Source organism: Rhizobium sp. CRRU65 (assembly GCF_048551595.1).
In the GTDB taxonomy this organism is placed as follows: Bacteria; Pseudomonadota; Alphaproteobacteria; order Rhizobiales; family Rhizobiaceae; genus Rhizobium; species Rhizobium leguminosarum_J.
Window position 1 is genome coordinate 21,022 of sequence record NZ_JBLYZH010000014.1, and the last position, 25,096, is coordinate 46,117.

Consider the following 25,096-nt stretch of genomic DNA (forward strand, 5'->3'; position numbering starts at 1 on the left):
GGTTTCGTCAGAATAACAGACCGGCCAGCAGCGTCTTGAACAAAACGGTCAATCGGCTCTTTGCCGTATGCTGAGCTGGCCGAGAATGACGGCAGGTGTCAGCGTCGAGAGCTCGCCGACCTCGCGTGTCATGTGGGGCTGGTCGGCAAAGCCCGCTTCGAGCGCAAGGCGGGCAAGCGGCATAGCGCCCGACCTGCGGCAGAGGTCGAGGAAACGCTGGAACCGGCGAATCCGTTCCAGCGTCTTTGCGCCGTAGCCGAAATGGTGGTGGCAGCGGCGGCGCAGCTGCCTTTCACTCATGCCGAGGCGGTCGAGCAGGCCGGACACCGGGCGAGCATTGTCGGCGGCGGCGAAGATCATGGCGGCGTCGCGGGCTGGCTCCTCCTCATCGCGCGCGGTCTCTTCGAGCAGGCGGCTAAACAGCGCCGTGGCGGCCGGGGGGTCGAGACAATCCGCAAGCCGCGCTTCGAATTCGGCGGTGTCCTTTCGGCCGATGTCAGCAAGGGGCACCGAGCACCCGACCAGTGCCGAGAGCGGCGTTTTCAGCCAGGGTGCTGCGGCGCCGGGCGCAAAACGTGCGCCGATGACAGTCGCGCCCGGCCGGATGACGGGAAAGGCCGCTGTCCGGTCAGGGCCGGCGACGACCAGCCGGCCGTCGATCCAGAGCAGGTCGCAATAGCCGTCCGGCACGATCGCCACCATTGCCGGCGGTCCGTCATGCAGCGCATGCGACCAGAGGCGGCTGAAATGGCGTCGCAGCGCCGGCGGCGGCATAGCCTCGCGGTACTGGCCGGCGCGGGCCGCCAGGAGAGCCGTATCTTTTCGTCTTCCCGATGACAATGTGATATCTCCCGATGCCCTGATGATAACATGAGATAGGGCATTGCGGGCAGGGCGCACGAAAAACTCAGGGCTTCCGGACTGGGCGCCAGCCGGCGGGTTGTCGGACAAGCGGCGATATTGCAAGCTTCATTTCATTGGCTTTTGCGAACCGATTAGACCCTTGCGAGACTTGCCGTTTGACCGAGACAGTGCCACAACACCGGTCCAAATGACACATCGGAGGTTTGTCGTGGAAAAGGCAGAAATCGGACTGATCGGCCTTGCGGTCATGGGCTCCAACCTGGCGCTCAACATCGCGGAGAAAGGCAATAAAATCGCGGTCTTCAACCGCACGCCGGAGAAAACCGACGAATTCTACGAAAGCGCCGGCGATCTGAAGAAGCAGATCATTCCTTGCAAGACCATCGAGGAATTCGTCGATGCGATCCGGCCGCCGCGCCCGATCATCATCATGATCAAGGCGGGCGAGCCCGTCGACCAGCAGATGGAGCTGCTGCGCCCGCATCTCTCCAAGGGCGACATCATGATCGATGCCGGCAACGCCAATTTCCGCGACACCGTCGCCCGCTTCGATCGGCTGAAGAATACCGATCTGACCTTCATCGGCATGGGTGTTTCCGGCGGCGAAGAAGGTGCGCGCCACGGCCCGTCGATCATGGTCGGCGGCACTGAAGAGTCCTGGAAGCGCGTCGAGAAGGTGCTGACCTCGATTGCCGCCCGTTACAATGACGAGCCCTGCGTCGCCTGGCTCGGCAATGACGGCGCCGGCCATTTCGTCAAGACCATCCACAACGGCATCGAATATGCCGACATGCAGATGATCGCCGAAATCTACGGCATCCTGCGCGACGGCCTCGGCAAGAGTGCCTCCGAAATCTCCGGCATCTTCGGCGAATGGAACAAGGGCCGGCTGAACTCCTACCTGATCGAAATCTCCGAGAAGGTGCTTGCCGCAACCGATCCGGTTTCCGGCGGGCCGATGGTCGATATGATCCTCGACAAGGCCGGCCAGAAGGGTACCGGCAAGTGGTCGGCGATCGAGGCGCAGAACATGGGCATTCCGGCAACGGCGATCGAAGCCGCGGTCGCCGCCCGCAGCCTCTCCTCGATGAAATCGCAGCGCGAAGCCGCCGAAAAGATCTTCGGGACGCAGGCCGTGTCCTTCCCGATCGCTTACGGCCCCGAGCTCAACAAGGATCTCGAACTGGCGCTGTTTGCCGCCAAGATCGGCGCCTATGCGCAGGGCTTCGCGGTGATGGCGGAAGCGTCGCGCGAGTTCAACTGGTCACTGCCGATGCCGACGATTGCCAGGATCTGGCGTGCCGGCTGCATCATCCGCTCGCAGTTCCTCGACGAGATCACCTCGGCCTTTACCAAGGCGCCTGATGCTGCAAACCTCATCGTCACGCCAGCCTTCTCCGACATGGTCAAGGAATCGGTCCCGGCGCTGCGCCGTGTCGTCGGTGCCGCGATTGCCGCCGGCCTGCCGGTGCCGGCGCTGACCTCGGCGCTGACCTATTTCGACGCCTATCGCCAGGGCAGGGGAACGGCAAACCTCATCCAGGCACAGCGCGACTTCTTCGGCGCCCACGGCTTCGACCGCCTTGATGGTAGGGATTTCCACCACGGCCCCTGGGGCAGCGGTGCCTCGACCTTCTGAGGTTTTCCGATTTTTCAAGGAGAGGCCCGGCCACAGTGCCGGGCCTTTTGCTGAGATGCTGCGGCCGAGAACCCGGAGATCTAAGTGACGAGCATTCGGATAGCCGCCGCGCAGACGCCGGAATTTCGGGAGAATGTCGGAGCGGCCTTGGATTATGCGGTTAGGGTCGCGGCGCTCGCCGAGGCTGATGGCGTGGTCCTGCTGGTCTTTCCAGAAGGTTTTCTGCAGGGCTACCTGACCGATGAACGATCGGCGCGGCGTGTTGCCTTCGATCTCGCATCGGCCGAGTTCGCGGCGGTCCTGGATCGGTTGCCGAAGTCGGGACCGGTGCTGGTCATGGGGCTGATCGAGATCGATGACGGGCGATTGTTCAACACCGCCGTCGTCGTCGAGCGCGGCGTTCTCCTCGGCCGCTACCGGAAGGCCCACCTGTTGCGTGGCGAACGGGCTTTCGAGGCAGGAAAAGACAGTCCGCTCTTTGCGATCGGTGCCCTACGCTACGGGATCAACATCTGCTACGACACCAATTTTCCGGAAGCGGCCGCAAAGGTCGCCGCGTCTGGCGCGTCGCTGATCCTATGCCTGTCCAACAACATGATGCCACGGGAAAAGGCGGAAATATTCAAGCCGCTGCATAATGCCGTTCGAGGTGAAAGATGCCGCGAGACAGGCTTGTGGCTGATATCGTCCGACGTGACGGGCGAGCACGACGGGCGCATCGCCTGGGGGCCGACGGCGGTGCTGAACCAGGAAGGGCAGGTCGTGGCGCAACTGCCGCTGGAGGAGCCCGGCTTGCTGGTCTTCGACTTTCCCTGTGATGGACAAGATGCAGGTGCTCGACTCAAATGACGAGCACTGCGAAATCCGGGAATGTGCCCGAAAGTTGGATGGGGACAGTATCCCCATCCACTTCTCATGGCTGGCTTAGATCGGTTGGCCAACGTCAATACGGTTGCCGTCGGGGTCTTCAAACACGAAGGCCCGCAATCCGTAGTCCTTGTCCTGAAGGCTCTTGATGATTCTCAGCCCATATTGCTGGCAAACCGTGTGCAGGGCATCGACATTGTCGACCATCAGGTGGGCAACATTGAAGTCTGCAGCCTTGTGGTTCGGCTGCAAGGTGAGATGCACTTCACCCTGATCGCGCTTCAGGATCATGAAGCCGACAGGATTGCCGTTCTCGAATGTTTTCTTGAAGCCGAGGATATTGGCGTAAAAATCATAGGCCTTGGTCATGTCCTTGACCGGCAGCATGGCGGCAATTCGTCCGAAACGAACACCGTGATCGGCGATATCATTCATCGCAGAACCTCTGATTGCGAAGACGCAAACCACCTTCCGGACGGTGCCGACAGAGATGGTACGCTCCGATGTTTCGATCAGCAGGACGGTGCCCACGAGCTTAGGTCTATAGCCTCGGAATCCTCTTCGGAAGAGGGGGTAGCGGAATCTCCGCGAGATTTTCGTGGGATCTGCGACACTTCGTTTCAATGGGATAAGACATTGTTTGTACGGGCAGCCCTGACGACAACGCGCTTGAGGAATTGACAGAGATGCTTATCCGAGACGAAACGCCTGATGATATCGATGCGATTCATGATCTGACCTCGACCGCCTTCAAGCCGATGCCCTACAGCGACGGTACGGAAGCGGAAATTGTCCGAAGACTTCGTGCGGCGGGCGATCTCAAGATATCGCTGGTGGCCGAGCAGGGCGGCGAGATTCTCGGGCATGTGGCGTTTTCGCCGGTGACGATCAACGGCGCGCATGACGGCTGGTTCGGGCTGGGGCCGATATCGGTCAAGCCGGAGAGACAGCGGCAGGGCATCGGCAAGGCGATGATTGCACGGGGTCTCGAATTGTTGAACGAGATGGGCGCCAGCGGATGCGCCCTGATCGGCAATCCCGAGATCTACAGCCGTGTCGGTTTCAGCAGCGATGGACAACTGGAGTATCTCGACCTCGATACGCGGCTCGTGCAGAGGATTGTTTTTCGCGGATCTCCGCCAAGCGGGACGTTGCAATTCGCCTCGGCATTTGAAAGCTAGAATATTTCGTTCAACGGCCGAAACTCCAAACCCAACCTGACAGAGAAGGCGACTTGTCCGAAGCGGGCGCGATAACCATTCGAACCGAGCGTCTCAGGCTCCGCATGCCTGACATCGCGATTTCGCCGCCTATGCGCAGATCATGGCGTCGCCGCGATCGATCGGAATGGGTGGTCCGTTCGATCTGCGCGCGGCGTGGGGGATGTTCTGTCACGACGTCGCTCTGTGGCAGCTTTTCGGGCATGGAGCGCTGACGATCGAGCTTGGCGAAACCGGCGAATGCGTCGGTCAGGTGGGGATCAATCACGGACCGCTCTTTCCCGAAAAGGAATTGGGCTGGTTCGTCTACGAGGAATACGAGGGCAGAGGCTATGCGACCGAAGCGGCCTTGGCGCTGCGCAACTGGGCCTTCGCGACGCTCAAGCTGCCGTCGCTGGTCAGCTATATTGCTCCCGGCAATGCTGCATCCGCTGCCGTTGCCGAACGGCTGGGCGCACGCCTCGATCCTGCTGCACCCAGAGATGACCCTAAGGATCTGGTTTATCGTCACTTCGCTTCCTGAACGGAGAACATGGTCCTGGGTACACTGCGACTGGTTGCAGACGTCTCAGTCCCTACATGTTGATCGGTTAGGGAATCGGGCTCTGCAAGAGATGGGGATATCGGATGACAGGCGAGAAGCGGGAACACTGGGACGAGGTCTATCGGACGAAATCTGCCGACAGCGTCAGCTGGTATCAGCCGACGCCCGGGCCTTCCTTGCAGGCGCTTGACGCGCTGCAACTGCCGGCCACGGCCTCGCTGATCGATGTAGGCGGCGGCGCATCGAGCCTTGTCGACCGTCTTGTCGAGCGCGGGTGGTCCGACCTCACCGTCCTCGACATAGCCGCGCCGGCGCTCGAAGTCGCCAAGGCGCGGCTGCGGGATGAAGCCGCCCGCATCGCCTGGGTGGTTGCCGACGTCACGTCATGGCAGCCCGACCGCCATTACGATGTGTGGCACGACCGCGCCGTCTTTCACTTCCTCACCGAGCCAGAGCAGCGGCTGGCCTATCGTCGAGCACTCGAAACCGGCACGGCGCCGGGCAGCGTCGTGATCATCGCGACCTTCGCGCCGGACGGGCCGGAACGGTGCAGCGGCTTGCCTGTCCAGCGTTACGACGCGGTGGCGCTTGCGACCGAATTCTCGTCCACCTTCGCGCTTCAGCATGACTGGCGGGAGGAACACACGACACCGGGTGGCGGCCGGCAGTCGTTCCAGTGGTGCGTTTTTCGGACGCGCTGAGCCCCTTCGAGAAGGCGGCCGAGAGAGACCCTAACGATCTCGTCTACTGCTGCCTCGTTTCCGGAGAGAGGCAGTCGAGGATGAAATCCGCCCGGTCGGCGACCACGATTTTCGGCAGCGTGACGACGTCGTAGCCGAGCGTCGGATAGACGGCGGCAAGTCGATCATATTCGGCGACCGCCTCGTCGAAGCCATGGCGCCGCTCGGGGTCGGTCGTGTAGATTTCGGGCCATGGCGGCGTGAGAAAAACCCTCTGGTGATAGCGGTGGGCGGCGCTCAATTTCTCCAGGACCTGTTCTCCGGTCAGGTGCTGCAGCGCTGCCGCCGCATCGATCAGCCCACGATCGAAAAACGTCCAGCCGGACTGCTCACGCGCCGCCGTGTGGTCGGCCATCGCCATCTCGATTGCGCGGCGAGCAAAGGCCGCCATGTCGACCCAGGGCAGGGCTGCGCCGTCGCCCTCGAGTTCCTGTTTGACGATCCGCCGGCCGGGTTCTTCGACGATGGAATGACCGCGGGCGGCAAGTTCTGCAAGCAGTGTCGATTTTCCGCCGCCGGAACATCCCGAAATCAAGACCAGCCTGTTCATGATCAAGCTCCCGTCTCAGGCGGCCCGTCGGCTCCGCGCCAGGCCGTGATCCACCAGGCGGTCGATGATTTCGGCGTAGGTGACGCCGCTTGCCGCCATCGCCTTGGAATACATGCTGATATCGGTAAAGCCGGGGATGGTGTTGATTTCATTGACGAGGAACTGCATGTCATCCGTCAGGAAGAAGTCAATGCGGGCCATGCCATCGCAGCCGACGGCTCTGAAGGCTTTTGAGGCCACGTCGCGCATGGCGGTCTCGATCTCCTGCGGCAGTTCGGCCGGCACTTTCAGCACAGCACCTTTCTCGTCGATATATTTGGCATCGTAACTATAGAAGCCGTGGCTTTCGGCCGGCACGATCTCGCCCGGCCGAGAGACGAAGAGTTCTCCTGCCGTATCTTCCAAGACGCTGAATTCGATCTCACGGCCGCGCACGAACTCCTCGGCGAGCAGCGTGCGATCGTGGCGGAAGGCCTCAGTAAGGGCGGGCGCGAATTCCTGGCTGGCATGGACCTTGGCGACGCCGACCGACGATCCCTGGCGCGCAGGCTTGATGAAGAGCGGCAGGCCGAGCTCACCTTCCAAGGCTGCCAGTGAAGGGGCGGCACCCTCATGGATCGTCACCGCGCGCGCCACCGGCAGGCCCGCTGCCCTCAGCAGGCGTTTGGCGATGTCCTTGTCGAGCGCTGCGGCCGAACCGAGGATGCCGCAACCGGCGAGTGGGACGCGGGCCACCTCCGTAGCGCCCTGCACCGATCCGTCCTCGCCATGCGGGCCGTGCAGCACGGGAAACAGGATGTCGATCCTCGCCAGCTCATGCGGCGCGCCATGAGCCGGCATCGCCAGCATCCGGCCGTGCCCACCCGGCACCAGGCAGATTTCCGTGCCCGATGAAGGCGTCGCCAGTATACCGTCCTCGAAATTGCTCAGCAGCCATTGCCCCTCGCGCGTGATGAAGACAGGGACGGCGTCGTATTTCTCGGGCTTGAGTGCACCCATGACATTGGTTGCCGAGAGCACGGAAACCTCATGCTCGGCCGAGCGGCCGCCGAAGAGCACGGCAATGCGCAGCCTGTTTGGGGATGGGGTCATGAAAGGCTCCGAAACGATCTGGTGTTGAAAAAGGTCAGGCGTCGACCGATATGCCGCGATTGGCGAAGAAACGGTCGAAAATGGCGAGCGGCAGTGTGACATCGGCCTGGCTCGCTTCGTCATGACCGGACGGGTTGTGAAAGCGGATTGTCGCGTCGCTGGCTGCCGTCACCAGCACCAGATGTCCGCCTTTCGACGGCGGCTCGCGCTCCGGCCAGCGGATGCCCGAGTTCACCGAGGCGATGAAAAACCGGCGCTTCGACAGAAGCTCGGGAATGGCCGATGTCTCGACGCCGGTGATCGTCTCCGCGCTAAGCCCGAAACGGTCGGCGGCGAATCGGACGAAGGGTGCGTAGATCAGTCCTTTGATCGTTGCATCGATCTCGTTGACGACATAACCGCCATAGGCGGTGCAGGCGCGGGCAAGCTCGAGGGTCGGATGGATTTCGCCACGCGCGGCAAGGATCATCTTCAGGCAGGCCATGCCGCAGACATTGACCGCCCAGCGCGCATACTCCTCGATCGTCGCGGCTCCCGAATGGCGCCAGAGCGAATCGCTGAGCAGAGCCTGAGATCCCTCGGCAAGCACCGGCAGCGTCATGCCCGGTGTTTCCCATTGGCTGAAATAGGGCACGCCGCTCTGCTGCATCCTGTCGATATCCCCCGTGACTCGTCTCATGAGATGGCGGGCAATCTTGGCTTTTTTCGAACCGATGCACGCTGACGAATCCGACGGTAGGGTGCGTTTTTCCGTAGGTCTACTTAATTAAAATAAGGATATAGATTAGAAATTGTGGTCGATTGATCAGCCGAGGGAGCCAAGTTTGGACTTTTTCAGATTACGCACGCTTCGCGAGCTCTCGCGCCGCGAGACGATGGCGGCGGTCGCCGACGCGCTCGGAATTTCCTCATCCGCCGTTTCCCAGCAGATCGCCCAACTGGAGGACGAAGTCGGCATTGCGCTCGTCGAGCGGCGTGGGCGAGGGGTGACGCTGACACCGGCCGGCCGGCGGCTCGTCCTGCATGCCGACCGGATCTTCGGCATCGTCGAGGAAGCCAAAACCGATATTGCCGAGCTGCAGAACATCGTCGCCGGCGACCTCCGGATCGCCGCCCAACCCTCGGCGGCGTCGTCCTTCATCCCCGCCGCGATGCGTCAACTGGCGATCGACCATCCGCATCTCAACATCGTCATGACGACGATGGGGCCTGCCGAAGGCGTAGCAGCGCTCCGGGCCTGGCAGGCCGATATCGTCATTGCCGACGACATATCGTTCGATCCGCATACGCTGGAGGACACGGCCGACGCGCTGTTTCTCTGCCGCGACCAGCTTTTCGTGCTTCTGCCTGCTGGCCACAGGCTGGAGAGCGAGCCCGTCATAGAACTCGCACAGCTGAGAGATGATCATTGGGCGCTCGACGTCGCCTCCAGCGCCTATTCCATGGCCATCCGCCAGGCCTGCCGCGACATCGGTTTCGAGCCCGTCATCAACGGCTTCAGCGACAGCTTCGAAGTGGTGTTCGCACTGGTGGAAGCCGAATGCTCGATCTCGGTGATGCCCGGACTGTCGCTTCGAGATTTTGGCGAACGCCTGACCGTCAAGCCGCTGGCGCCATCCACCTACCGCGGCATCCATGCGATTACCCGGCGCGGCGAGGCGCGCAACCCGAAGATCGCCGCGGTGCTGGATCAACTGAGGAGGAGCGCCCCAAGGCGCGAGGAGGCTTGCATTTAACGCATCAGGCAGTTTCCTTCGCAGATGGTGTCTGTACTTCCGCCGCGGTTCTGATCCAGCCTTTGGTCATCACGCTCCACGGCTTTTAAAGAATCCCGATCTCTCCATGCTTGGAGGGGCGGAGTGCGTTTTTCAATGTGAGCGGATTTCTCCGCGAGATCGAGCCAATCACTGGCCCTGGCCGCCGCGACCAAGGACGCTCGCGTTCAAGACGCTCTTCACTGCTGAGGCGACCCGCTCTGACCTGCGGCGATGACGGGGCAGGTGACCATGCTCAGCAATTGACGGAGCAACAAGTCGACTATGTGAATCGACCAACCGTGCTTCATACTTCTCAGCCAAGCCAAGGCTTGTCGAGGATCTCATGCGAGCCATAGGCGGATGTCGCCGATTACGCGACCCACATTATCTTGCCTCCAAGCAGTTCAAAAAAGTTCGCTGACAGCGAATAATATTCTTGATTTCGAAGACCGAGGGGTGTGCGAAAGCTCTTCTCTCTCCGAGGACCTTCAAGTTCTTGGTCTTGATTGGGCGTACTCTCACCTTCTTGGTGTGGGTGTATAACGTCATCATGGGACACTTGAGGGAGTAGCCGCCGCCCTGCTTTGTATTCTGTAAGGAGGTATAGTGATGTTAAACGAAGCGCTTCGGCTAATACGTGTCTTCCATGACATGAAGCAGAACGAGGCTGCGGAGAAACTGGGCATTTCGAAGTCATATCTATCAGAAATTGAACGGCACCACAAAGAACCCTCGCTCGATCTTTTAAAGAAGTACGAGTCCACGTTCGGTATACCTATGTCGTCGATCATGTTCTTTGCGGAAAACATCGGGCAATCTCCGTCTAAAGCGAAGGCAAAAGCTTTCGCAGCGTCGAAGATCATCAATTTAATGCAGTTTATAGAGCAACGTTCAGGTCGTATCGATGTCAGCGATTAGGAAAAGCTACCCGATGAATCAGTCTCCGCTTTTTAAATTGCGGAGCAAAGGGCGGCTGGCTTCTCTTCTGGGGATGTCGGAAAAAGAATTGCTGGAACTAGCCACTCTCGCGGACTCGCTTTACTCAATGTTTGAAATTCCGAAGAAAAATGGCGGCGTACGAGGAGTTGAGAATCCGAGGCGGCAACTCAAATTGGTCCAAGCAACTGTCGCACGACTTCTCGGTCGGATTCAGCCACCTGACTATTTATTCTGCCCGGTCAAAGGCCGTTGTTACGTGACGAATGCCGCGCAGCATCGAGGCCAAAGGGTCATCCGATGCCTCGATATCAAAAAATATTTTCCAAGCACGCCCTCCAGGAAGGTATTCTATTTCTTTCATAAGGTAATGCAGTGCGAGAAGGACATTGCGGCTACGTTGGCTAGCTTGGCTTGTCACAAGGGGCATCTACCTACGGGAAGCCCTCTAAGCCCCATTATGGCGCACTACGCACATTATGACCTTTGGCAGGCGGTAGCGACACAATGCAGGGAGCATGGTTATCGGCTGACCGTATACATTGACGACGTTACGATCTCGGGCCAATCCGTGTCCCGCGACGTCATGTGGGCCATCAAGCGTGCTATCCACGGAGCTGGCCTGAAATATCATAAAGAGAAGCATTTTGTAGATCGCCCGGCAGAGGTGACAGGGGTCATCATCAGTGGAGACTCGTTGAAGGTGCCGAATCGTCAGTTGAAGAAACTCAACGAAGCGAGAGCGGCCCTGCGGCATCCCGATGCTAGCGTGCTTGACCCAAAGTTGCGCGAACGCATGCTGGGCCTACAGGGTCAGGTTGCTCAGGTGGCGGCAATCCGGGCGCGCATTGGGCGTGAGCTTGTTTAAACACTGGCATTCAGCTTGGAACGGCGGGGACAATCAACATTGTATGTGTGGTATGTCCTCGATGGCGGTTTACGGGTGCTGGTAGGCATTAGATTTACGCAGTGATCCGCTGTGACAGGCTCGGTCTCCTGCTATCGTTGACAAGATTTGCCGGCAATATTGGAAAGCTTTCGATCCCCCATGGGGACAAGCCAAGCTCGCCATCGCCGCACTGGTTCCGTCCTCGCAGCCCTACCTGCCACTCTCCGGCCAAGTCGGCTGACTGACGCTCTGCAGCAGTTCCGGTTCGACGCCGTCGATGCGGGCGATGACGGCTTTGGCCATTTCGCGGCCGGCGTGCCGGACGTCCTCCTGGGCGGTGATGATCTCGGGGCGAATCCAGTTCAGGATCGGTACCGATTGTTTGGAGACCATATCGAGGTCTCGGCCGAGCGCCTTGCCGGCGGCTTCGATGCCGGCATTGACGGCGATTGCAGCACTGCCCGCTGAACAGACGATGCCGTCAGGTGCGTTGGCCGAGCGCATCATCACCTCGACGACGTCGCGGATGTCGGCGAGCGGGGCATCGGTGTTGATGCGCAGCGGCACTTCCTCGGCGCCGTAATCATGCAGGCCGGTCTGGAAGCCGATGCGGATGTGGGCGTAGTAAGTGAGCTTGCTCGGCGGCTGCAGCAGGGCGATGCGGCGCCGGCCGCGCTTGACCAGCTTTTCCACCGCCTTATGGGCGAAGGCCTCGTTGTCGAAATCGTGGAAGGGATGCGTGAGACCCGCATCGGTGCGCCCATGCGTGGCAAAGGGCATGCCGCGCTCGCTCAGCAGCCTTACGCGCGGATCGTCCGGCTCGATGCGTGAGATGATGACGCCGTCGGCCGAGCCGGTATCAAGGATATAGCGCACCGGCAGCATCGGGTCCTTGCTGTGCGAATGCGGCGTGATGACGATATGATAGGGCGTGCCGGATAGCACCTCGGAGATGCCGAAGACCATCTGGCTCGAGAAGCCCATGATCTCCTCGTCGATGCTGAGGACGAGGGCGATGACGTTGGTCTTACCGGTACGGAGGCGCACACCCGCCCTGTTCGGCTGGTAGCCGAGCTGGCGGGCGACCATGCGCACGCGCTCCTTGGTTTCGGCCCCGATATCCGGCGCATCCTTCAGCGCGCGCGACACCGTCGTCACGCCAAGGCCCGTCATGAAGGCGATCGTCTTCAACGTCGGGCGCTCGCGCGCTGCCGGCGTCGATGCCGCGTTCCCGAAATTTCCCTTGTTTTCCATCCCTTTAGGCCGTCCTGCGCGAATTGGTGTCGCTTATAGAGGCTTTTCCCAGCGTCGTAAGCCCGCCGCATGCCAAAATCGCACCTCCCTGAAGAATGCAATCTGTAACGATACAGTAGAAATGTCGAGTGCTTTTTGTTGTGTGCATTGCAACATTGTACGTATAGGTTGAATCGGCAATCCGTGCTCTGTTTTATTGCGATTGCGAAGAGACTGAATTGGAAGGCTAAATTTCTTGTGTAAAATTATTATGCAAATTCAAATTGATAAATAGGCAACGCATGTGCGAGAACGCCCGGCCTAGTATCGTTTCAAGGGGATGCAGTGCTCCTGATCTAAACAGGCAGAAGTAGCAATTCCGGTTATCACGGAAAAATTTGCCTGCGGGCAGTTGCGTGGAGAAATCGATTGATCTAAGTTTTTCCGGCAACGTTTCAGTGAGGGAGGAGAACTCATGAAAATCCGTATAATGGCGGCCATGCTTGCCGCTTCGGTCGCGCTTCCGTTCAGCGCCGCCAACGCCACCGATCTCGAAGTCACGCATTGGTGGACTTCGGGCGGCGAATCAGCTGCCGTCGCCGAACTGGCAAAGGCATTCGACGCTACCGGCAACCACTGGGTCGACGGTGCTATCGCCGGTTCCGGCGGCACTGCCCGTCCGATCATGATCAGCCGCATCACCGGCGGCGACCCAATGGGCGCCACCCAGTTCAACCATGGCCGCCAGGCCGAGGAACTCGTTCAGGCCGGGCTGATGCGCGATCTGACGGATGTGGCGACTGCCGAGCACTGGAAGGACATCGTTCGTCCGTCGAGCCTGCTCGATTCCTGCACCATCGACGGCAAGATCTATTGCGCTCCCGTCAACATCCACTCCTGGCAGTGGTTGTGGCTGTCGAACGCCGCCTTCAAGAAGGCCGGCGTCGAAGTTCCGAAGAACTGGGACGAGTTCGTCGCCGCCGCTCCGGCGCTCGAAAAGGCCGGCATCATTCCGCTCGCCGTCGGCGGTCAGCCGTGGCAGGCGACTGGCGCCTTCGACGTGCTGATGGTTGCGGTTGCCGGCAAGGATACCTTCAACAAGGTCTTCAAGGACAAGGATGCGGAAGTTGCCGCCGGTCCCGAAATCGCCAAGGTGTTCAAGGCGGCCGACGACGCTCGGCGCATGGCCAAAGGCAGCAACGTCCAGGATTGGAACCAAGCCACCAACCTTGTCATCACAGGCAAGGCCGGCGGCCAGATCATGGGCGACTGGGCGCAGGGTGAGTTCGCGCTCGCCGGTCAGAAGGCCGGTACCGACTATACCTGCCTGCCGGGGCTCGGCGTGAACGAGATCATCTCGACTGGCGGCGACGCCTTCTACTTCCCGCTGCTGAAGGACGAGGAAAAGTCCAAGGCGCAGGCCGTGCTTGCCAAGACCCTGCTCGATCCCAAGACCCAGGTTGCCTTCAACCTGAAGAAGGGTTCTCTGCCGGTTCGCGGCGACGTCGATCTCGCCGCCGCCAACGATTGCATGAAGAAGGGTCTCGAAATCCTGGCCAAGGGCAACGTGATCCAAGGTACCGACCAGCTGCTTTCGGCCGACAGCCAGAAGCAGAAGGAAGACCTCTTCTCCGAATTCTTCGCCAACCCATCGATGACGCCGGAAGACGCTCAGAAGCGTTTCGCCGGGATCATCGCTTCTGCTGACTGATCGGCAGATTCGCTGCCCTTGCGGTCCGGCTCCCATGGGGGCCGGATCGTTCCGGACGATCGGTGATGGTCCGGCGCGCGGCGGCGTCTCTCTGGTACCTTCAGCAGGTTTCGGAGGTGGAGACGACAGGCGGCGTTTTGCCGTTCTGTTACTTGTCGCAGTGGCGATTGAGGAGAAGTGTTTATGACGGGTCAAGCGCGAGCAGGCCGGCCAAACAAGTTACTGCGCAATCTGAATGCCAAGATTGCGTCTATCCCGATGATCCTCACAGCGCTGGTGATCTTTGTCGGCGGCACGTTTTGGACGATCTTTTATTCTTTCACCAATTCCAAGCTCCTTCCGCGGTTGAGCTTTGTCGGATTCGATCAGTACCAGCGCCTCTGGGCGGCACCCCGCTGGGTGACGGCGATCGAGAATCTGGCCGTCTACGGCATCCTCTCGCTGATCTTCAGTCTGGTCATCGGTTTCATGCTCGCCGCGCTGATGGACCAGAAAATCCGCTTCGAAAACACCTTCCGCACCATCTTTCTTTATCCCTTCGCGCTGTCCTTCATCGTGACCGGCCTCGTCTGGCAATGGGTTCTGAACCCTGATTTCGGCATTCAGGCGGTGGTGCGCTCGATCGGGTGGACGAGCTTCACCTTCAATCCGCTCTATACGCCTGAAATCGTCATCTACGGCATTCTGATCGCGGCACTCTGGCAGGGAACGGGTCTCGTCATGTGCCTGATGCTCGCCGGCCTGCGTGGGATCGACGAGGATATCTGGAAAGCGGCGCGCGTGGACGGGATTCCGATGTGGAGGACCTACCTCTTCATCGTCATCCCGATGATGCGGCCGGTCTTCATCACCACGATCGTCATCATCGCCTCCGGCATCGTCAAGGTCTACGACCTCGTGGTCGCCCAGACATCGGGCGGACCGGGCATTTCCTCGGAAGTGCCGGCGAAATATGTCTACGATTACATGTTCCAGGCGCAAAACCTGGGGCAGGGCTTTGCTGCCTCGACCATGATGCTCGTCACAGTCGCGATCATTATCGTTCCGTGGGCCTATCTGGAATTCGGCGGAGGGCGCAAGCGTGGCTGATGTAGGAACTCTCAACACCACCGCCGCCGGCATCGACGCCGTGGCGCCTAAACTCGGCGATGGCCCTAGCGGCCCCAGGCCGCGCCCGGCGGTGTCGGCGCGTAACATCATGCTCTACGGCACGCTGATCATCGCAGCGCTCTACTATCTGTTGCCGCTCTATGTGATGGTGGTGACTTCGCTGAAGGGCATGCCGGAAATCCGGCTCGGCAACATCTTTTCGCCGCCGATGGAGATCACCTTCGAACCCTGGGTGAAAGCCTGGGCGCAGGCCTGCACCGGGCTCAACTGCGATGGCCTGTCGCGCGGTTTCTGGAATTCGGTGCGCATCACGGTGCCGTCGGTGATCATCTCGATCGCGATCGCCTCGGTGAACGGTTATGCGCTGGCAAACTGGCGCTTCAGAGGATCCGAGCTTTTCTTCTCGATCCTCATCGTCGGCGCGTTCATTCCCTACCAGGTAATGATCTATCCGATCGTCATCATCCTGCGCGAAATCGGCATCTACGGCACGCTGACCGGCCTCGTCATCGTGCATTCGATCTTCGGCATGCCGATCCTGACGCTGCTCTTCCGCAATTATTTCGTGTCGCTGCCGGAGGAACTGTTCAAGGCGGCGCGTGTCGACGGGGCGGGCTTCTGGCAGATCTTCCTGCGGATCATGCTGCCGATGTCGCTGCCGATCTTCGTGGTCGCGATGATCCTGCAGGTGACCGGCATCTGGAACGACTTCCTGTTCGGCGTGGTCTTCACCCGGCCGGATACCTATCCGATGACAGTACAGCTCAACAACATCGTCAATTCCGTCCAGGGCGTGAAGGAATACAACGTCAACATGGCGGCAACGATCCTGACGGGTCTGGTGCCGCTCATCGTCTACTTCGTGTCGGGGCGGCTTTTCGTCCGCGGCATCGCCGCCGGCGCAGTGAAGGGTTGATCTCATGAATATGAATGCAAGCGTCTCCATCAAGGATCTGTCCCTGAACTTCGGTGCGGTCAGCGTACTGAAGGACCTCAACCTCGACATCAATGACGGCGAATTCCTCGTGCTCCTCGGCTCGTCCGGCTGCGGCAAGTCGACCTTGCTGAATTGCATCGCCGGCCTGCTCGATGCCTCGGAAGGGCAGATCTTCATCAAGGGCAAGAACGTTACCTGGGAAGAGCCGAAGGACCGCGGCATCGGCATGGTGTTCCAGTCCTATGCGCTCTATCCGCAGATGACCGTCGAGAAGAACCTGTCCTTCGGTCTTCGCGTCGCCAAGGTGCCGCAGGCAGAGATCGACAAGCGGGTGGCGCGTGCCTCCGAAATCCTGCAGATTCAGCCGCTGCTGAAGCGCAAGCCGGCTGAGCTATCCGGCGGCCAGCGCCAGCGCGTGGCGATCGGCCGGGCACTGGTGCGCGATGTCGACGTCTTCCTGTTCGACGAGCCGCTGTCCAATCTCGACGCCAAACTCCGCTCGGAGCTGCGTGTCGAGATCAAGCGCCTGCACCAGTCGCTGAAGAACACGATGATCTACGTCACCCATGATCAGATCGAGGCGCTGACGCTTGCCGACCGCATCGCCATCATGAAGAGCGGCATCATCCAGCAGCTCGACGATCCGACGACGATTTACAACAGGCCGCGCAATCTGTTCGTTGCCGGTTTCATCGGCTCGCCGTCGATGAATTTCCTGCACGGCGAGCTGGTCAAATCAGGCGACGGCATTGCTTTTTCGGCCAATGGCGTCATTTTCTCGCTCGCTGACTACGACGCTGGCGAGACGCTGCAGCCCGGCCGCAAAGTGGTGCTCGGCGTTCGTCCGGAACACATCAAGGTCAACGAGAATACCGGCGGCGAAGAACATGACGCCACCGTCGATATCGAGGAGCCCATGGGCGCGGACAATCTGCTGTGGCTGAAACATGCCGGTCACACGATGTCGGTACGTGTCAACGGCGCACGCCGCTTCAACGTCGGAGCCAAGGTGAAGCTCAGCTTCGACATGACGGTCGCCTCGGTCTTCGATGCCGAAAGCGAGCTGCGTCTCTAGAGAACTCTGCGGGCGGGGCGAATTCGGCGAGAGGCCTCCACTCTCCGTCATCCTCGGCCTTGTGCCGAGGATCCATGCCCGTGGCTGCTGGTGGATGCGGTGTGGATCCTCGGGTCAAGCCCGAGGATGACGAGAGTGAGGCGGGCAGAAGGAGCCCTGACGAACGACAACGACCGGACGACGACCAAACGCCGTCTCTTTCAAAATCATAAATCGGAAACGATATCGTGACGCATCGATCAACTACTCCCAACATCGACCTTTCCGGTTCGTGGCAGCTCGCCTCCGTCGACGGCAAGATCCGCACCGCGATCATGCTGCCGGGCGACGTGCACACGGCGCTCCACCGTGCAAGCTTGATCCCCGATCCCTATTTCGGCCGCAACGAGGAAAAGGTGCAGTGGGTCGCCGAGCGCGAATGGGCAGTCGAGCGCAGCTTCACGCTTCAGGAGATCGAGGGCGACTGGTATCTCGATATCGACTATCTCGACACGGTTGCCAGCGTCCACGTCAACGGTTTTCTGGCGCTCGAAGCCGACAACAGCTTCCGCCGCTATCGTCCTGACGTTTCCAGCATGCTGAAATCAGGCGACAACAGCATCCGCATCGTCTTCGCCTCCAACGTCGCTGTCGGCGCTGCGCGACAGAAGCAGCAGCCCTTCTACATCCCCTACAGCACGGGCAACTCGCCGATCCCCGACGGCAACATGCTGCGCAAGCCGCAATGCCATTTCGGCTGGGACTGGAACATTGCCATTGCCCCGCTCGGCCTCTACGGGACGATCGCGCTGAAGAAGCTCGAAACCGCGCGCATCGAACATGTGGTCACCCGCCAGACCCACAATAACGACGGCTCGGTGGACCTCAAAGTGACGGCAACGCTGTTTTCAAAGGGGCCAGACATTGCCCAGGTCTATTTCGACCTCGACGGCGAGCGGGTGCGCCTGGATGTCGGCGTCAACGGCGAGACGCATGTCAACCACCTCTTCCATATCGACAATCCGCGCCTCTGGTGGCCCTCCGGCAGTGGCGAGCAGGCGCTCTACAGGCTTTCCGTCGAATTGCCGACTGATGAGGTGACCAAGCAGATCGGTCTTCGCACCATCGAGCTGATCACCACGCCGGATGCATCAGGCAGTCGCTTCGCCTTCGAGGTCAATGGCCGCGAGATCTTCTGCCGCGGCGCCAACTGGATACCGGCCGACGCGCTGTTTTCGCTGTCTTCGCCCGAGAAGACCGAAGACCTGCTGCAATCGGCCAAAGCCGCCAACATGAACATGATCCGCGTCTGGGGCGGCGGCTTCTACGAGCAGGATCATTTCTATGATCTCTGCGACCGGCTGGGCCTCATGGTCTGGCAGGACTTCATGTTCGCCTGCAACCTTTATCCCTCGACCGAGGACTTTCTCGACAATGTGACGATCGAGGTCGATTTCCAGGTGCGCCGGCTCTCCTCGCATCCGTCGATCGTGCTCTGGTGCGGCGACAATGAGCTGGTCGGAGCACTGACCTGGTTCGAGGAATCCCGTAAAGACCGCGACCGCTATCTCGTCTCCTATGATCGCCTCAACCGCACGATCGAGCAGGCAGTGAAAAAGGCGCTGCCCGGCGCGCTCTGGTGGCCTTCGAGCCCGGCTTCCGGTTATCTCGATTTCGGCGATGCCTGGCATGCGGACGGATCCGGCGACATGCATTACTGGTCGGTCTGGCACGAGAACAAGTCGTTCGACAACTACCGCTCGGTGCGTCCACGCTTCTGCTCGGAATTCGGCTTCCAGTCCTATACGTCGCTGCCTGTGATCAAGACCTATGCCGAGGCGAAAGACATGAACATCGCTTCCCCGGTCATGGAGCTGCACCAGAAGAATGCCGGCGGCAACGAGCGCATCGCCGGCACGATGTTCCGTTATTTCCGCTTCCCCAAGGATTTTCCGAACTTCGTCTATCTCTCCCAGATCCAGCAGGGGCTGGCGATCAAGACGGCGGTGGAATACTGGCGGTCGCTCAAACCCCATTGCATGGGCACGATCTACTGGCAGCTCAACGACACCTGGCCGGTCGCCTCCTGGTCGAGCCTCGACTATGGCGGCCGCTGGAAGGCGATGCACTACCTCGTCAAGCGCTTCTTCCAGCCGGTCGCGGTCGCTGCCATTCCTTCCGACGACGGAAAGACGATCCGCTTCTCGCTCGTCAACGACACGCTTGCCGATGTCAGTGTCGACCTTTCGATCTCGCTGCTGACGACGAAGGGCGAGCGCCGACACCTGAGAGACGTACAGGCCATATGTTCGCCGGATGCGGCCGTCACTGCCACGAGCATCAACGTTTCCGATATTCCCGAGGGAACGTTGCTTGCCTGGCGTTTCACCGCGTCGAACGGCACAGGCGGCGAGGGGCACCATGTCAACGGTACCTACAAGGCGCTGGAGCTGGAACCTGCGGGGCTGACAGTCACCCACGACTATGTCGAGGAGAATGGCTCCGTCGACATAAACGTCACCGCTAGGGGACTTGCGCTTTTCGTGATGATCGAAACCGAGACCGACGGCAAATATTCCGACAACGCCTTCGATCTTGCGGCCGGCGAGAGCCGCCGCATCACCTTTACCCCGGCACGGCCGCTTGATCGTGGCGCGCTTCCGGAGTTCCGGTTCTACGACCTGTATTCCTGCCAGTCGGCGGATTGATCTTGCAAGAATGGGCACGAGGCCCAAGGAGAACATGATGACGAAACTCAGCTACCAGCTCTATAGCGCCCGCAACTTCCAGCCCTATTCGGCGATCTTCGAAAAGCTCGGCAAATCAGGTTATGCCGAAGTCGAGGGCTTCGGCGGTATCTATGCCGATCTCGACGATGCCGGGCTGAAGAGCCTTCGTGCTGAACTCGACAAGAATGGCCTGGTCATGGCGAGCGGCCATTTCAGCCCCGATTTCCTGGAGAAGGAAGTTCAGAAGTCGCTGAACATTGCCAAGATCCTCGGCATGGATTCGATCTATGCGCCGCATCTGGCGGCCGAGGAACGGCCATCCGACGCTGCCGGCTGGGCCGCCTTCGGCAAGCGCCTGCAGGAAATCAGCAAGCCTTACAAGGCTGCCGGCTACGAATTCGGCTGGCACAATCATGATTTCGAATTCTTCAAGCTGCAGGACGGCTCGCGGCCGATCGAGCACATCTTCGAAGGCGCGCCCGACATTTCCTGGGAAGCCGATATCGCCTGGGTCATCCGCGGCGGCGCCGATCCCTTCGCCTGGATCGAGAAGCTCGGACCGCGCATCACCGCCGTGCATGTCAAGGACATCGCACCGGCCGGCGAAGCGACGGATGAGAGCGGATGGGCCGATGTCGGTCACGGCAAGGTCGAGTGGGCAAGGCTGATGACAGCGTTGCGCGCCACCAAGGCCAAGCACTACGTCGTCGAACACGATAACCCGAATGACATCGACCGCAATATCAGCCGCTCGATCGCATCCTTCCAGACCTACTGAGGCTTCATCATGACCAGGGAACTTGGCGTCGGCATCATCGGATGCGGCAACATCTCCACCACCTACTTCTCGCTGGCACCGCTCTTCAAGGGGCTTAAGGTGCTGGCTTGCGCCGATATCAACGCGCAGGCGGCCGAGGCGCGCGCCAAGGAATATGGCGTCAAAGCGCAGACGATCGACGAGCTTCTCGTCAATGACGAGATCGACGTCGTCGTCAATCTGACGATCCCGGATGCGCATTTCCGGGTATCGAAGGCGATCCTCGAGGCCGGAAAACACGTCTATTCCGAAAAGCCGCTGGTGCTCTCAGTGGAAGAGGGCGAGGAGCTTCGCCGCATTGCCAAAGAAAAGAACCTTGCCGTCGGCTGCGCGCCCGACACTTTCCTCGGCGGCGCCCATCAGCTCGCCCGCAAGTTCATCGATGACGGCGGCATCGGCCGGGTGACCTCGGGCGCCTGTTACGTGATGAGCCCTGGTATGGAAATGTGGCATCCGAACCCGGACTTTTTCTTTCTGCCGGGCGGCGGCCCGATCCTCGATCTCGGCCCTTATTACATCGCCAACCTGATCAACCTGATCGGCCCGGTCAAACGTGTCGGCGGCATGACCTCGATGGCGTCGCCCACCCGCACCATCACCAGCCAGCCGCGCAACGGCGAGATCATCCCGGTCAAGACGCCGACGACGATCCAGGCGCTGCTCGAATTCGTCAACGGCGCCACCGTGACGCTGACGGCGAGTTGGGACGTGTGGTCGCATCGGCATGCCAATATGGAGCTCTACGGCACCGACGGCTCGCTCTACGTGCCGGACCCGAACTTCTTCGGCGGCACCGTTGAGGCAAGCGGCCGCGACAAGGACATCAAGCCGCTCGATGCCTGGGAGCATCCGTTCGGCAAGATCAACCAGGAAAGCCCGAACGGATCGCGCGCCAACTACCGCACCGCCGGCCTTGCCGACATGGCGATGTCGCTGATCGAGGGACGCGACGCGCGCTGCTCGCTCGACCGCACGCTGCACGGCGTCGACGTCATGACCTCGATCCTGAAATCGGGCGAGGAGGGCCGGTTCATCGACCTGACCACGACCTGCACGCAGCCGGCGGCTCTCGGCATCGAAGAAGCGCAGGCGCTTCTGAAGTAGAGAGCACGCGCGCCTTGGGCTTGCCGTATCGGCGCGCTTGTTACAATAGTTTCGTCAACCTCGGGCCTGTCCCACGGCTGTGCGGTTCGCGCCGATGGCTGCCCCTCACCCTAACCCTCTCCCCGTAAAAAAAACGGGGAGAGGGGACGTGCCAAACGCAGCGTCGAGGTTGAGGTTGAGGAAGACGGCGCGGCATGTCCCTTCGCCCCGTTTACGGGGGTCCGAAGGGTGGGTCGGGACACGTGGCTCGACCCAGGCAAAGGTGGCGGCAGCCGGATGAGAGGCAGGTGTCGGCAATCTCTTGGGCCGATAATGTCGCATGACGACCATATAGCTATTTTATCAAGGAGACATTCAGATGAGCTGGCAACCAGCCGCAGACCGCTATTCGAAAATGAAATATAACCGCACGGGCCGTTCCGGCCTGAAGCTGCCGGCCGTCTCGCTCGGCCTTTGGCACAATTTCGGCGGCGACACGCCGCATGACCGCAAAATCGACATGTGCCGCACGGCCTTCGACCTCGGCATCACCCATTTCGACCTCGCCAACAATTACGGCCCGCCTCCCGGCAGCGCCGAGACCGCCTTCGGCGAAATCATGCGCACCGAATTTGTCGGGCTTCGCGACGAGCTGATCATCTCCTCCAAGGCCGGCTACGACATGTGGCCCGGCCCTTACGGCGAATGGGGCAGCCGCAAGTATCTGATCGCCTCCTGCGACCAGAGCCTGAAGCGCATGGGCCTCGACTATGTCGACATCTTCTATTCGCACCGCTTCGACCCGGAAACGCCATTGGAAGAGACCTGTAGCGCGCTCGACCATATCGTCCGTTCCGGCCGGGCACTCTATGTCGGCATTTCCTCCTATAATTCGCAGCGCTCGCGCGAAGCTGCAAAGATCCTGAAGGATCTCGGCACGCCGTGCCTGATCCACCAGCCGAGCTATTCGATGCTCAACCGCTGGGTCGAGGACGACAGGCTGCTCGATACGCTGGATGAGGTCGGCATGGGCTCGATCGTCTTCTCGCCACTCGCCCAAGGCATGCTGACGACGAAATATCTCGGCGGCATTCCCGAAGACAGCCGAGCGGCGCAGAACCACTTTCTCAAGCGCGACTACATCCGCCCTTCAATTATCGACAATATCCGCAAGCTCAACGAGATCGCCGAAAGGCGCGGCCAGACGCTGGCGCAGATGGCGATCGCCTGGGTACTGCGCGGCGGCCGTGTGACCTCGGCTCTGATCGGCGCCAGCCGCTCGTCGCAGATCGTCGATTGCGTCAAGGCGCTCGACAATCTCGAATTCACCGTCGAGGAACTGGCTGAGATCGACGTCTATGCCCGCGAGGCCGACATCAACCTCTGGGCCAAGTCCGCCGAACGCGAATAGTCATCTCAGGCCCGGAGGCAAGTCTTCCGGGCCTTTTTCTGCTATAATCTGATGTACGTACAGCAAAGCACCGCCGGTCGGAGGAGACCCTGTCATGATCCGCAATCCCATCCTGCCCGGGTTCAATCCCGATCCGTCGATCTGCCGCGTCGGCGCGGATTATTACATCGCCACCTCGACCTTCGAATGGTATCCCGGCGTGCAGATCCACCATTCGCGCGACTTGGTGAACTGGACGCTGGTGCGCCGGCCGCTGGAGCGCAGATCGCAGCTCGACATGCGCGGCAATCCCGATAGCTGCGGCATCTGGGCGCCGTGCCTGTCCTATGCCGACGGGCAGTTCTGGCTGGTCTATACCGACGTCAAGCGCTACGACGGCAATTTCAAGGATGCGCCGAACTACATCGTCACGGCACCTACGATCGAGGCCGATTGGTCCGAGCCGGTCTATGTGAATTCCTCCGGCTTCGATCCCTCGCTCTTCCACGACGATGACGGCCGCAAGTGGTTCGTCAACATGCAGTGGAACCACCGCACCGAAAGCTATGGCGGCTCGCCGAAATCGCCGGCCTTCGACGGCATCCTGCTGCAGGAATGGGATCCGGTGGCAAAGGCGCTGAAGGGGCCAATCAAGAACATCTTCGCCGGCAGCCCGCTCGGCCTCGTCGAAGGCCCGCATCTCTTCAAGCGCAATGGCTGGTACTATCTGACCACCGCCGAGGGCGGCACCGGCTACGACCATGCCGTCACCATGGCGCGGTCGCGTAATATCGACGGGCCCTATGAGATGCATCCGAACATGCATCTCATCACCTCCAAGGATCATCCAGGCGCGGTATTACAGCGGGCAGGTCATGGCCAATATGTCGAAACGCCGGAGGGCGAGGCCTATCACACCCATCTCTGCGGCCGGCCGCTACCGCCGAAACGACGTTGCACGCTGGGGCGCGAGACATCCTTGCAGAAATGCGTCTGGCGCGACGATGACTGGCTCTATCTTGAAAACGGCACCTCGGTGCCCGATGTCGATGTGCCAGGCCTCTTTGGCGCGGCGCCGGTGGAAAAGCCGATGCGCAGCGAATACAGCTTCGATGGCGGCACGTTGCCCGCCGATTTCCAATGGCTGCGCACGCCAGAGCCCGCGCGCATCTTCAACCTGACGGATCGTCCCGGCCATCTGCGCCTGATTGCGCGCGAAAGCATCGGCTCCTGGTTCGAACAGTCGCTGGTTGCCCGCCGCCAGGAGCATCACAGTTTCCGCGCCGAGACCGTGATCGACTTCTCGCCCGACACCTATCAGCAGGTTGCGGGGCTGACGCATTACTACAACCGCCACAAATTCCACGCCGTCGCGGTGACGTTGCACGAAACACTCGGCCGCTGCGTGACGATCCTCTCCTGCAACGGCGACTACCCGAACGGCCGGCTGAGCTTTCCCGCCGACAGCGGGGTTTCGATTGCCGCCGATGGCCGCGTTCAGCTTGCCATGGAAATCCGCGAGAACGACCTGCAATTCTTCTGGCAGACCGAAGGCAAGGGCGCCTGGCAGCCGATCGGCCCGGTCCTCGACGCCGGCGTGATTTCCGACGAAGGCGGCCGCGGCGAACACGGCTCCTTCACCGGCGCTTTCGCCGGCGTGTTTGCCTTCGATACGTCGGGCCGGGCGAAGGCCGCGGATTTTGACTGGTTCAATTACGATGAGTTGTGAAGGGTGCACCCTTAGTCGCTTTCATCCACAGTGGATCATGGAAAGAGCGAGGGGCAGAGAAGAGGCACATAAAAAGAAAGCCGGCGCAGGGCCGGCTAAGACGAACGCGGCTGAACAGGGGATACTGGCCGGTTCCAAGCACTTCGTAACTGAACAATAACTTTGACTACATGCCGAGGCAGCAAAAATGGGGCGCAACGAGAAC

General features: G+C 60.5%; 22 protein-coding genes and 1 pseudogene. 17 read left to right on the forward strand and 6 right to left on the reverse strand.

The genetic code is table 11. From position 1 onward, the window contains the following. Positions 1-48 precede the first annotated feature (48 nt). Entirely contained in the window at positions 49-840 is a 792-nt protein-coding gene (locus ACM5SV_RS25095; RefSeq protein WP_222014935.1) for a helix-turn-helix domain-containing protein, read from the reverse strand. Positions 841-1,051: 211 nt separating this feature from the next. On the opposite strand from ACM5SV_RS25095, the gene gndA reads away from it, so the two are divergent. Together gndA and ACM5SV_RS25105 are read left to right on the forward strand one after the other, a co-directional pair. Further along, on the forward strand, positions 1,052-2,503 hold the full coding sequence (gene gndA / locus ACM5SV_RS25100) for an NADP-dependent phosphogluconate dehydrogenase (RefSeq protein ID WP_171815688.1): 1,452 nt from the start codon (positions 1,052-1,054) through the stop codon (positions 2,501-2,503). Between the two features lie 84 nt (positions 2,504-2,587). Next, on the forward strand, positions 2,588-3,352 hold the full coding sequence (locus ACM5SV_RS25105) for a carbon-nitrogen hydrolase family protein (RefSeq protein ID WP_017994357.1): 765 nt from the start codon (positions 2,588-2,590) through the stop codon (positions 3,350-3,352). 75 nt (positions 3,353-3,427) lie between these two features. On the opposite strand, the gene ACM5SV_RS25110 is transcribed toward ACM5SV_RS25105, so the two are convergent. Then, positions 3,428-3,805, reverse strand: coding sequence for a VOC family protein (locus ACM5SV_RS25110; protein ID WP_012757817.1), 378 nt, complete (start codon positions 3,803-3,805; stop codon positions 3,428-3,430). 251 nt (positions 3,806-4,056) lie between these two features. Between ACM5SV_RS25110 and ACM5SV_RS25115 the strand changes: the two genes are divergently transcribed. The 3 genes and pseudogenes from ACM5SV_RS25115 (at position 4,057) to ACM5SV_RS25125 (ending at position 5,835) form a co-directional block, all read left to right on the forward strand. Further along, positions 4,057-4,551 carry a GNAT family N-acetyltransferase gene (locus tag ACM5SV_RS25115; RefSeq protein ID WP_012757816.1) on the forward strand — a complete coding sequence of 165 codons (495 nt, stop codon included), beginning with the start codon at positions 4,057-4,059 and terminating at the stop codon, positions 4,549-4,551. A 53-nt stretch (positions 4,552-4,604) separates the two neighbouring features. Beyond that, positions 4,605-5,113, forward strand: a pseudogene (locus ACM5SV_RS25120) (GNAT family N-acetyltransferase). A gap of 104 nt (positions 5,114-5,217) precedes the next feature. Then, positions 5,218-5,835: a class I SAM-dependent methyltransferase gene (locus ACM5SV_RS25125; RefSeq protein ID WP_222014933.1), complete on the forward strand. Its 618-nt coding sequence runs from the start codon at positions 5,218-5,220 to the stop codon at positions 5,833-5,835. A 43-nt stretch (positions 5,836-5,878) separates the two neighbouring features. On the opposite strand, the gene ACM5SV_RS25130 is transcribed toward ACM5SV_RS25125, so the two are convergent. The 3 genes from ACM5SV_RS25130 to ACM5SV_RS25140 are packed head-to-tail and all read right to left on the reverse strand — an operon-like array spanning position 5,879 to position 8,165. Next, positions 5,879-6,424: an AAA family ATPase gene (locus ACM5SV_RS25130; RefSeq protein ID WP_012757814.1), complete on the reverse strand. Its 546-nt coding sequence runs from the start codon at positions 6,422-6,424 to the stop codon at positions 5,879-5,881. Positions 6,425-6,439: 15 nt separating this feature from the next. Continuing rightward, positions 6,440-7,516, reverse strand: coding sequence for a D-alanine--D-alanine ligase family protein (locus ACM5SV_RS25135; RefSeq protein ID WP_012757813.1), 1,077 nt, complete (start codon positions 7,514-7,516; stop codon positions 6,440-6,442). A 34-nt stretch (positions 7,517-7,550) separates the two neighbouring features. Continuing rightward, positions 7,551-8,165, reverse strand: a complete 615-nt coding sequence (locus ACM5SV_RS25140; RefSeq protein WP_222015028.1) for a C39 family peptidase — start codon at positions 8,163-8,165, stop codon at positions 7,551-7,553. A gap of 175 nt (positions 8,166-8,340) precedes the next feature. Between ACM5SV_RS25140 and ACM5SV_RS25145 the strand changes: the two genes are divergently transcribed. The 3 genes from ACM5SV_RS25145 to ACM5SV_RS25155 all read left to right on the forward strand — a co-directional run bounded on the left by ACM5SV_RS25145 (position 8,341) and on the right by ACM5SV_RS25155 (position 11,077). Beyond that, complete coding sequence (locus ACM5SV_RS25145; protein ID WP_222014931.1) at positions 8,341-9,252, forward strand: LysR family transcriptional regulator; 912 nt, start codon at positions 8,341-8,343, stop codon at positions 9,250-9,252. Positions 9,253-9,882: 630 nt separating this feature from the next. Beyond that, the gene (locus ACM5SV_RS25150; protein WP_222014930.1) at positions 9,883-10,191 is read left to right on the forward strand and encodes a helix-turn-helix transcriptional regulator; all 309 of its coding nucleotides are present in this window, start codon (positions 9,883-9,885) and stop codon (positions 10,189-10,191) included. A 13-nt stretch (positions 10,192-10,204) separates the two neighbouring features. Further along, entirely contained in the window at positions 10,205-11,077 is an 873-nt protein-coding gene (locus ACM5SV_RS25155) for a reverse transcriptase family protein (RefSeq protein WP_222014929.1), read from the forward strand. A gap of 231 nt (positions 11,078-11,308) precedes the next feature. Here the strand turns inward: ACM5SV_RS25155 and ACM5SV_RS25160 are convergent, their stop codons facing one another. Next, on the reverse strand, positions 11,309-12,352 hold the full coding sequence (locus tag ACM5SV_RS25160; RefSeq protein WP_011652324.1) for a LacI family transcriptional regulator: 1,044 nt from the start codon (positions 12,350-12,352) through the stop codon (positions 11,309-11,311). Positions 12,353-12,806: 454 nt separating this feature from the next. Between ACM5SV_RS25160 and ACM5SV_RS25165 the strand changes: the two genes are divergently transcribed. The 9 genes from ACM5SV_RS25165 (at position 12,807) to ACM5SV_RS25205 (ending at position 24,891) form a co-directional block, all read left to right on the forward strand. After that, positions 12,807-14,042, forward strand: a complete 1,236-nt coding sequence (locus ACM5SV_RS25165) for an ABC transporter substrate-binding protein (RefSeq protein WP_222014928.1) — start codon at positions 12,807-12,809, stop codon at positions 14,040-14,042. Positions 14,043-14,225: 183 nt separating this feature from the next. Then, entirely contained in the window at positions 14,226-15,131 is a 906-nt protein-coding gene (locus tag ACM5SV_RS25170; RefSeq protein ID WP_012757807.1) for a carbohydrate ABC transporter permease, read from the forward strand. Further along, a complete protein-coding gene (locus tag ACM5SV_RS25175) occupies positions 15,124-16,068 on the forward strand; it encodes a carbohydrate ABC transporter permease (RefSeq protein ID WP_012757806.1) in 945 nt (314 codons plus the stop codon). The genes ACM5SV_RS25170 and ACM5SV_RS25175 overlap by 8 nt, the downstream gene beginning before the upstream one ends. A gap of 4 nt (positions 16,069-16,072) precedes the next feature. Next, positions 16,073-17,164 carry an ABC transporter ATP-binding protein gene (locus ACM5SV_RS25180; protein ID WP_012757805.1) on the forward strand — a complete coding sequence of 364 codons (1,092 nt, stop codon included), beginning with the start codon at positions 16,073-16,075 and terminating at the stop codon, positions 17,162-17,164. Positions 17,165-17,391: 227 nt separating this feature from the next. Beyond that, positions 17,392-19,851 (forward strand): beta-mannosidase, encoded by a 2,460-nt coding sequence (locus tag ACM5SV_RS25185; RefSeq protein WP_222014927.1) that lies wholly within the window; start codon positions 17,392-17,394, stop codon positions 19,849-19,851. Between the two features lie 37 nt (positions 19,852-19,888). Continuing rightward, positions 19,889-20,650 carry a sugar phosphate isomerase/epimerase family protein gene (locus ACM5SV_RS25190; protein ID WP_017994345.1) on the forward strand — a complete coding sequence of 254 codons (762 nt, stop codon included), beginning with the start codon at positions 19,889-19,891 and terminating at the stop codon, positions 20,648-20,650. Positions 20,651-20,659: 9 nt separating this feature from the next. Further along, complete coding sequence (locus ACM5SV_RS25195; protein WP_012757802.1) at positions 20,660-21,793, forward strand: Gfo/Idh/MocA family protein; 1,134 nt, start codon at positions 20,660-20,662, stop codon at positions 21,791-21,793. Between the two features lie 358 nt (positions 21,794-22,151). Continuing rightward, the gene (gene mgrA / locus ACM5SV_RS25200; protein ID WP_012757801.1) at positions 22,152-23,183 is read left to right on the forward strand and encodes an L-glyceraldehyde 3-phosphate reductase; all 1,032 of its coding nucleotides are present in this window, start codon (positions 22,152-22,154) and stop codon (positions 23,181-23,183) included. A gap of 94 nt (positions 23,184-23,277) precedes the next feature. Next, positions 23,278-24,891, forward strand: a complete 1,614-nt coding sequence (locus tag ACM5SV_RS25205) for a glycoside hydrolase family 43 protein (protein ID WP_017994343.1) — start codon at positions 23,278-23,280, stop codon at positions 24,889-24,891. The last annotated feature ends 205 nt before the right edge of the window (positions 24,892-25,096 follow it).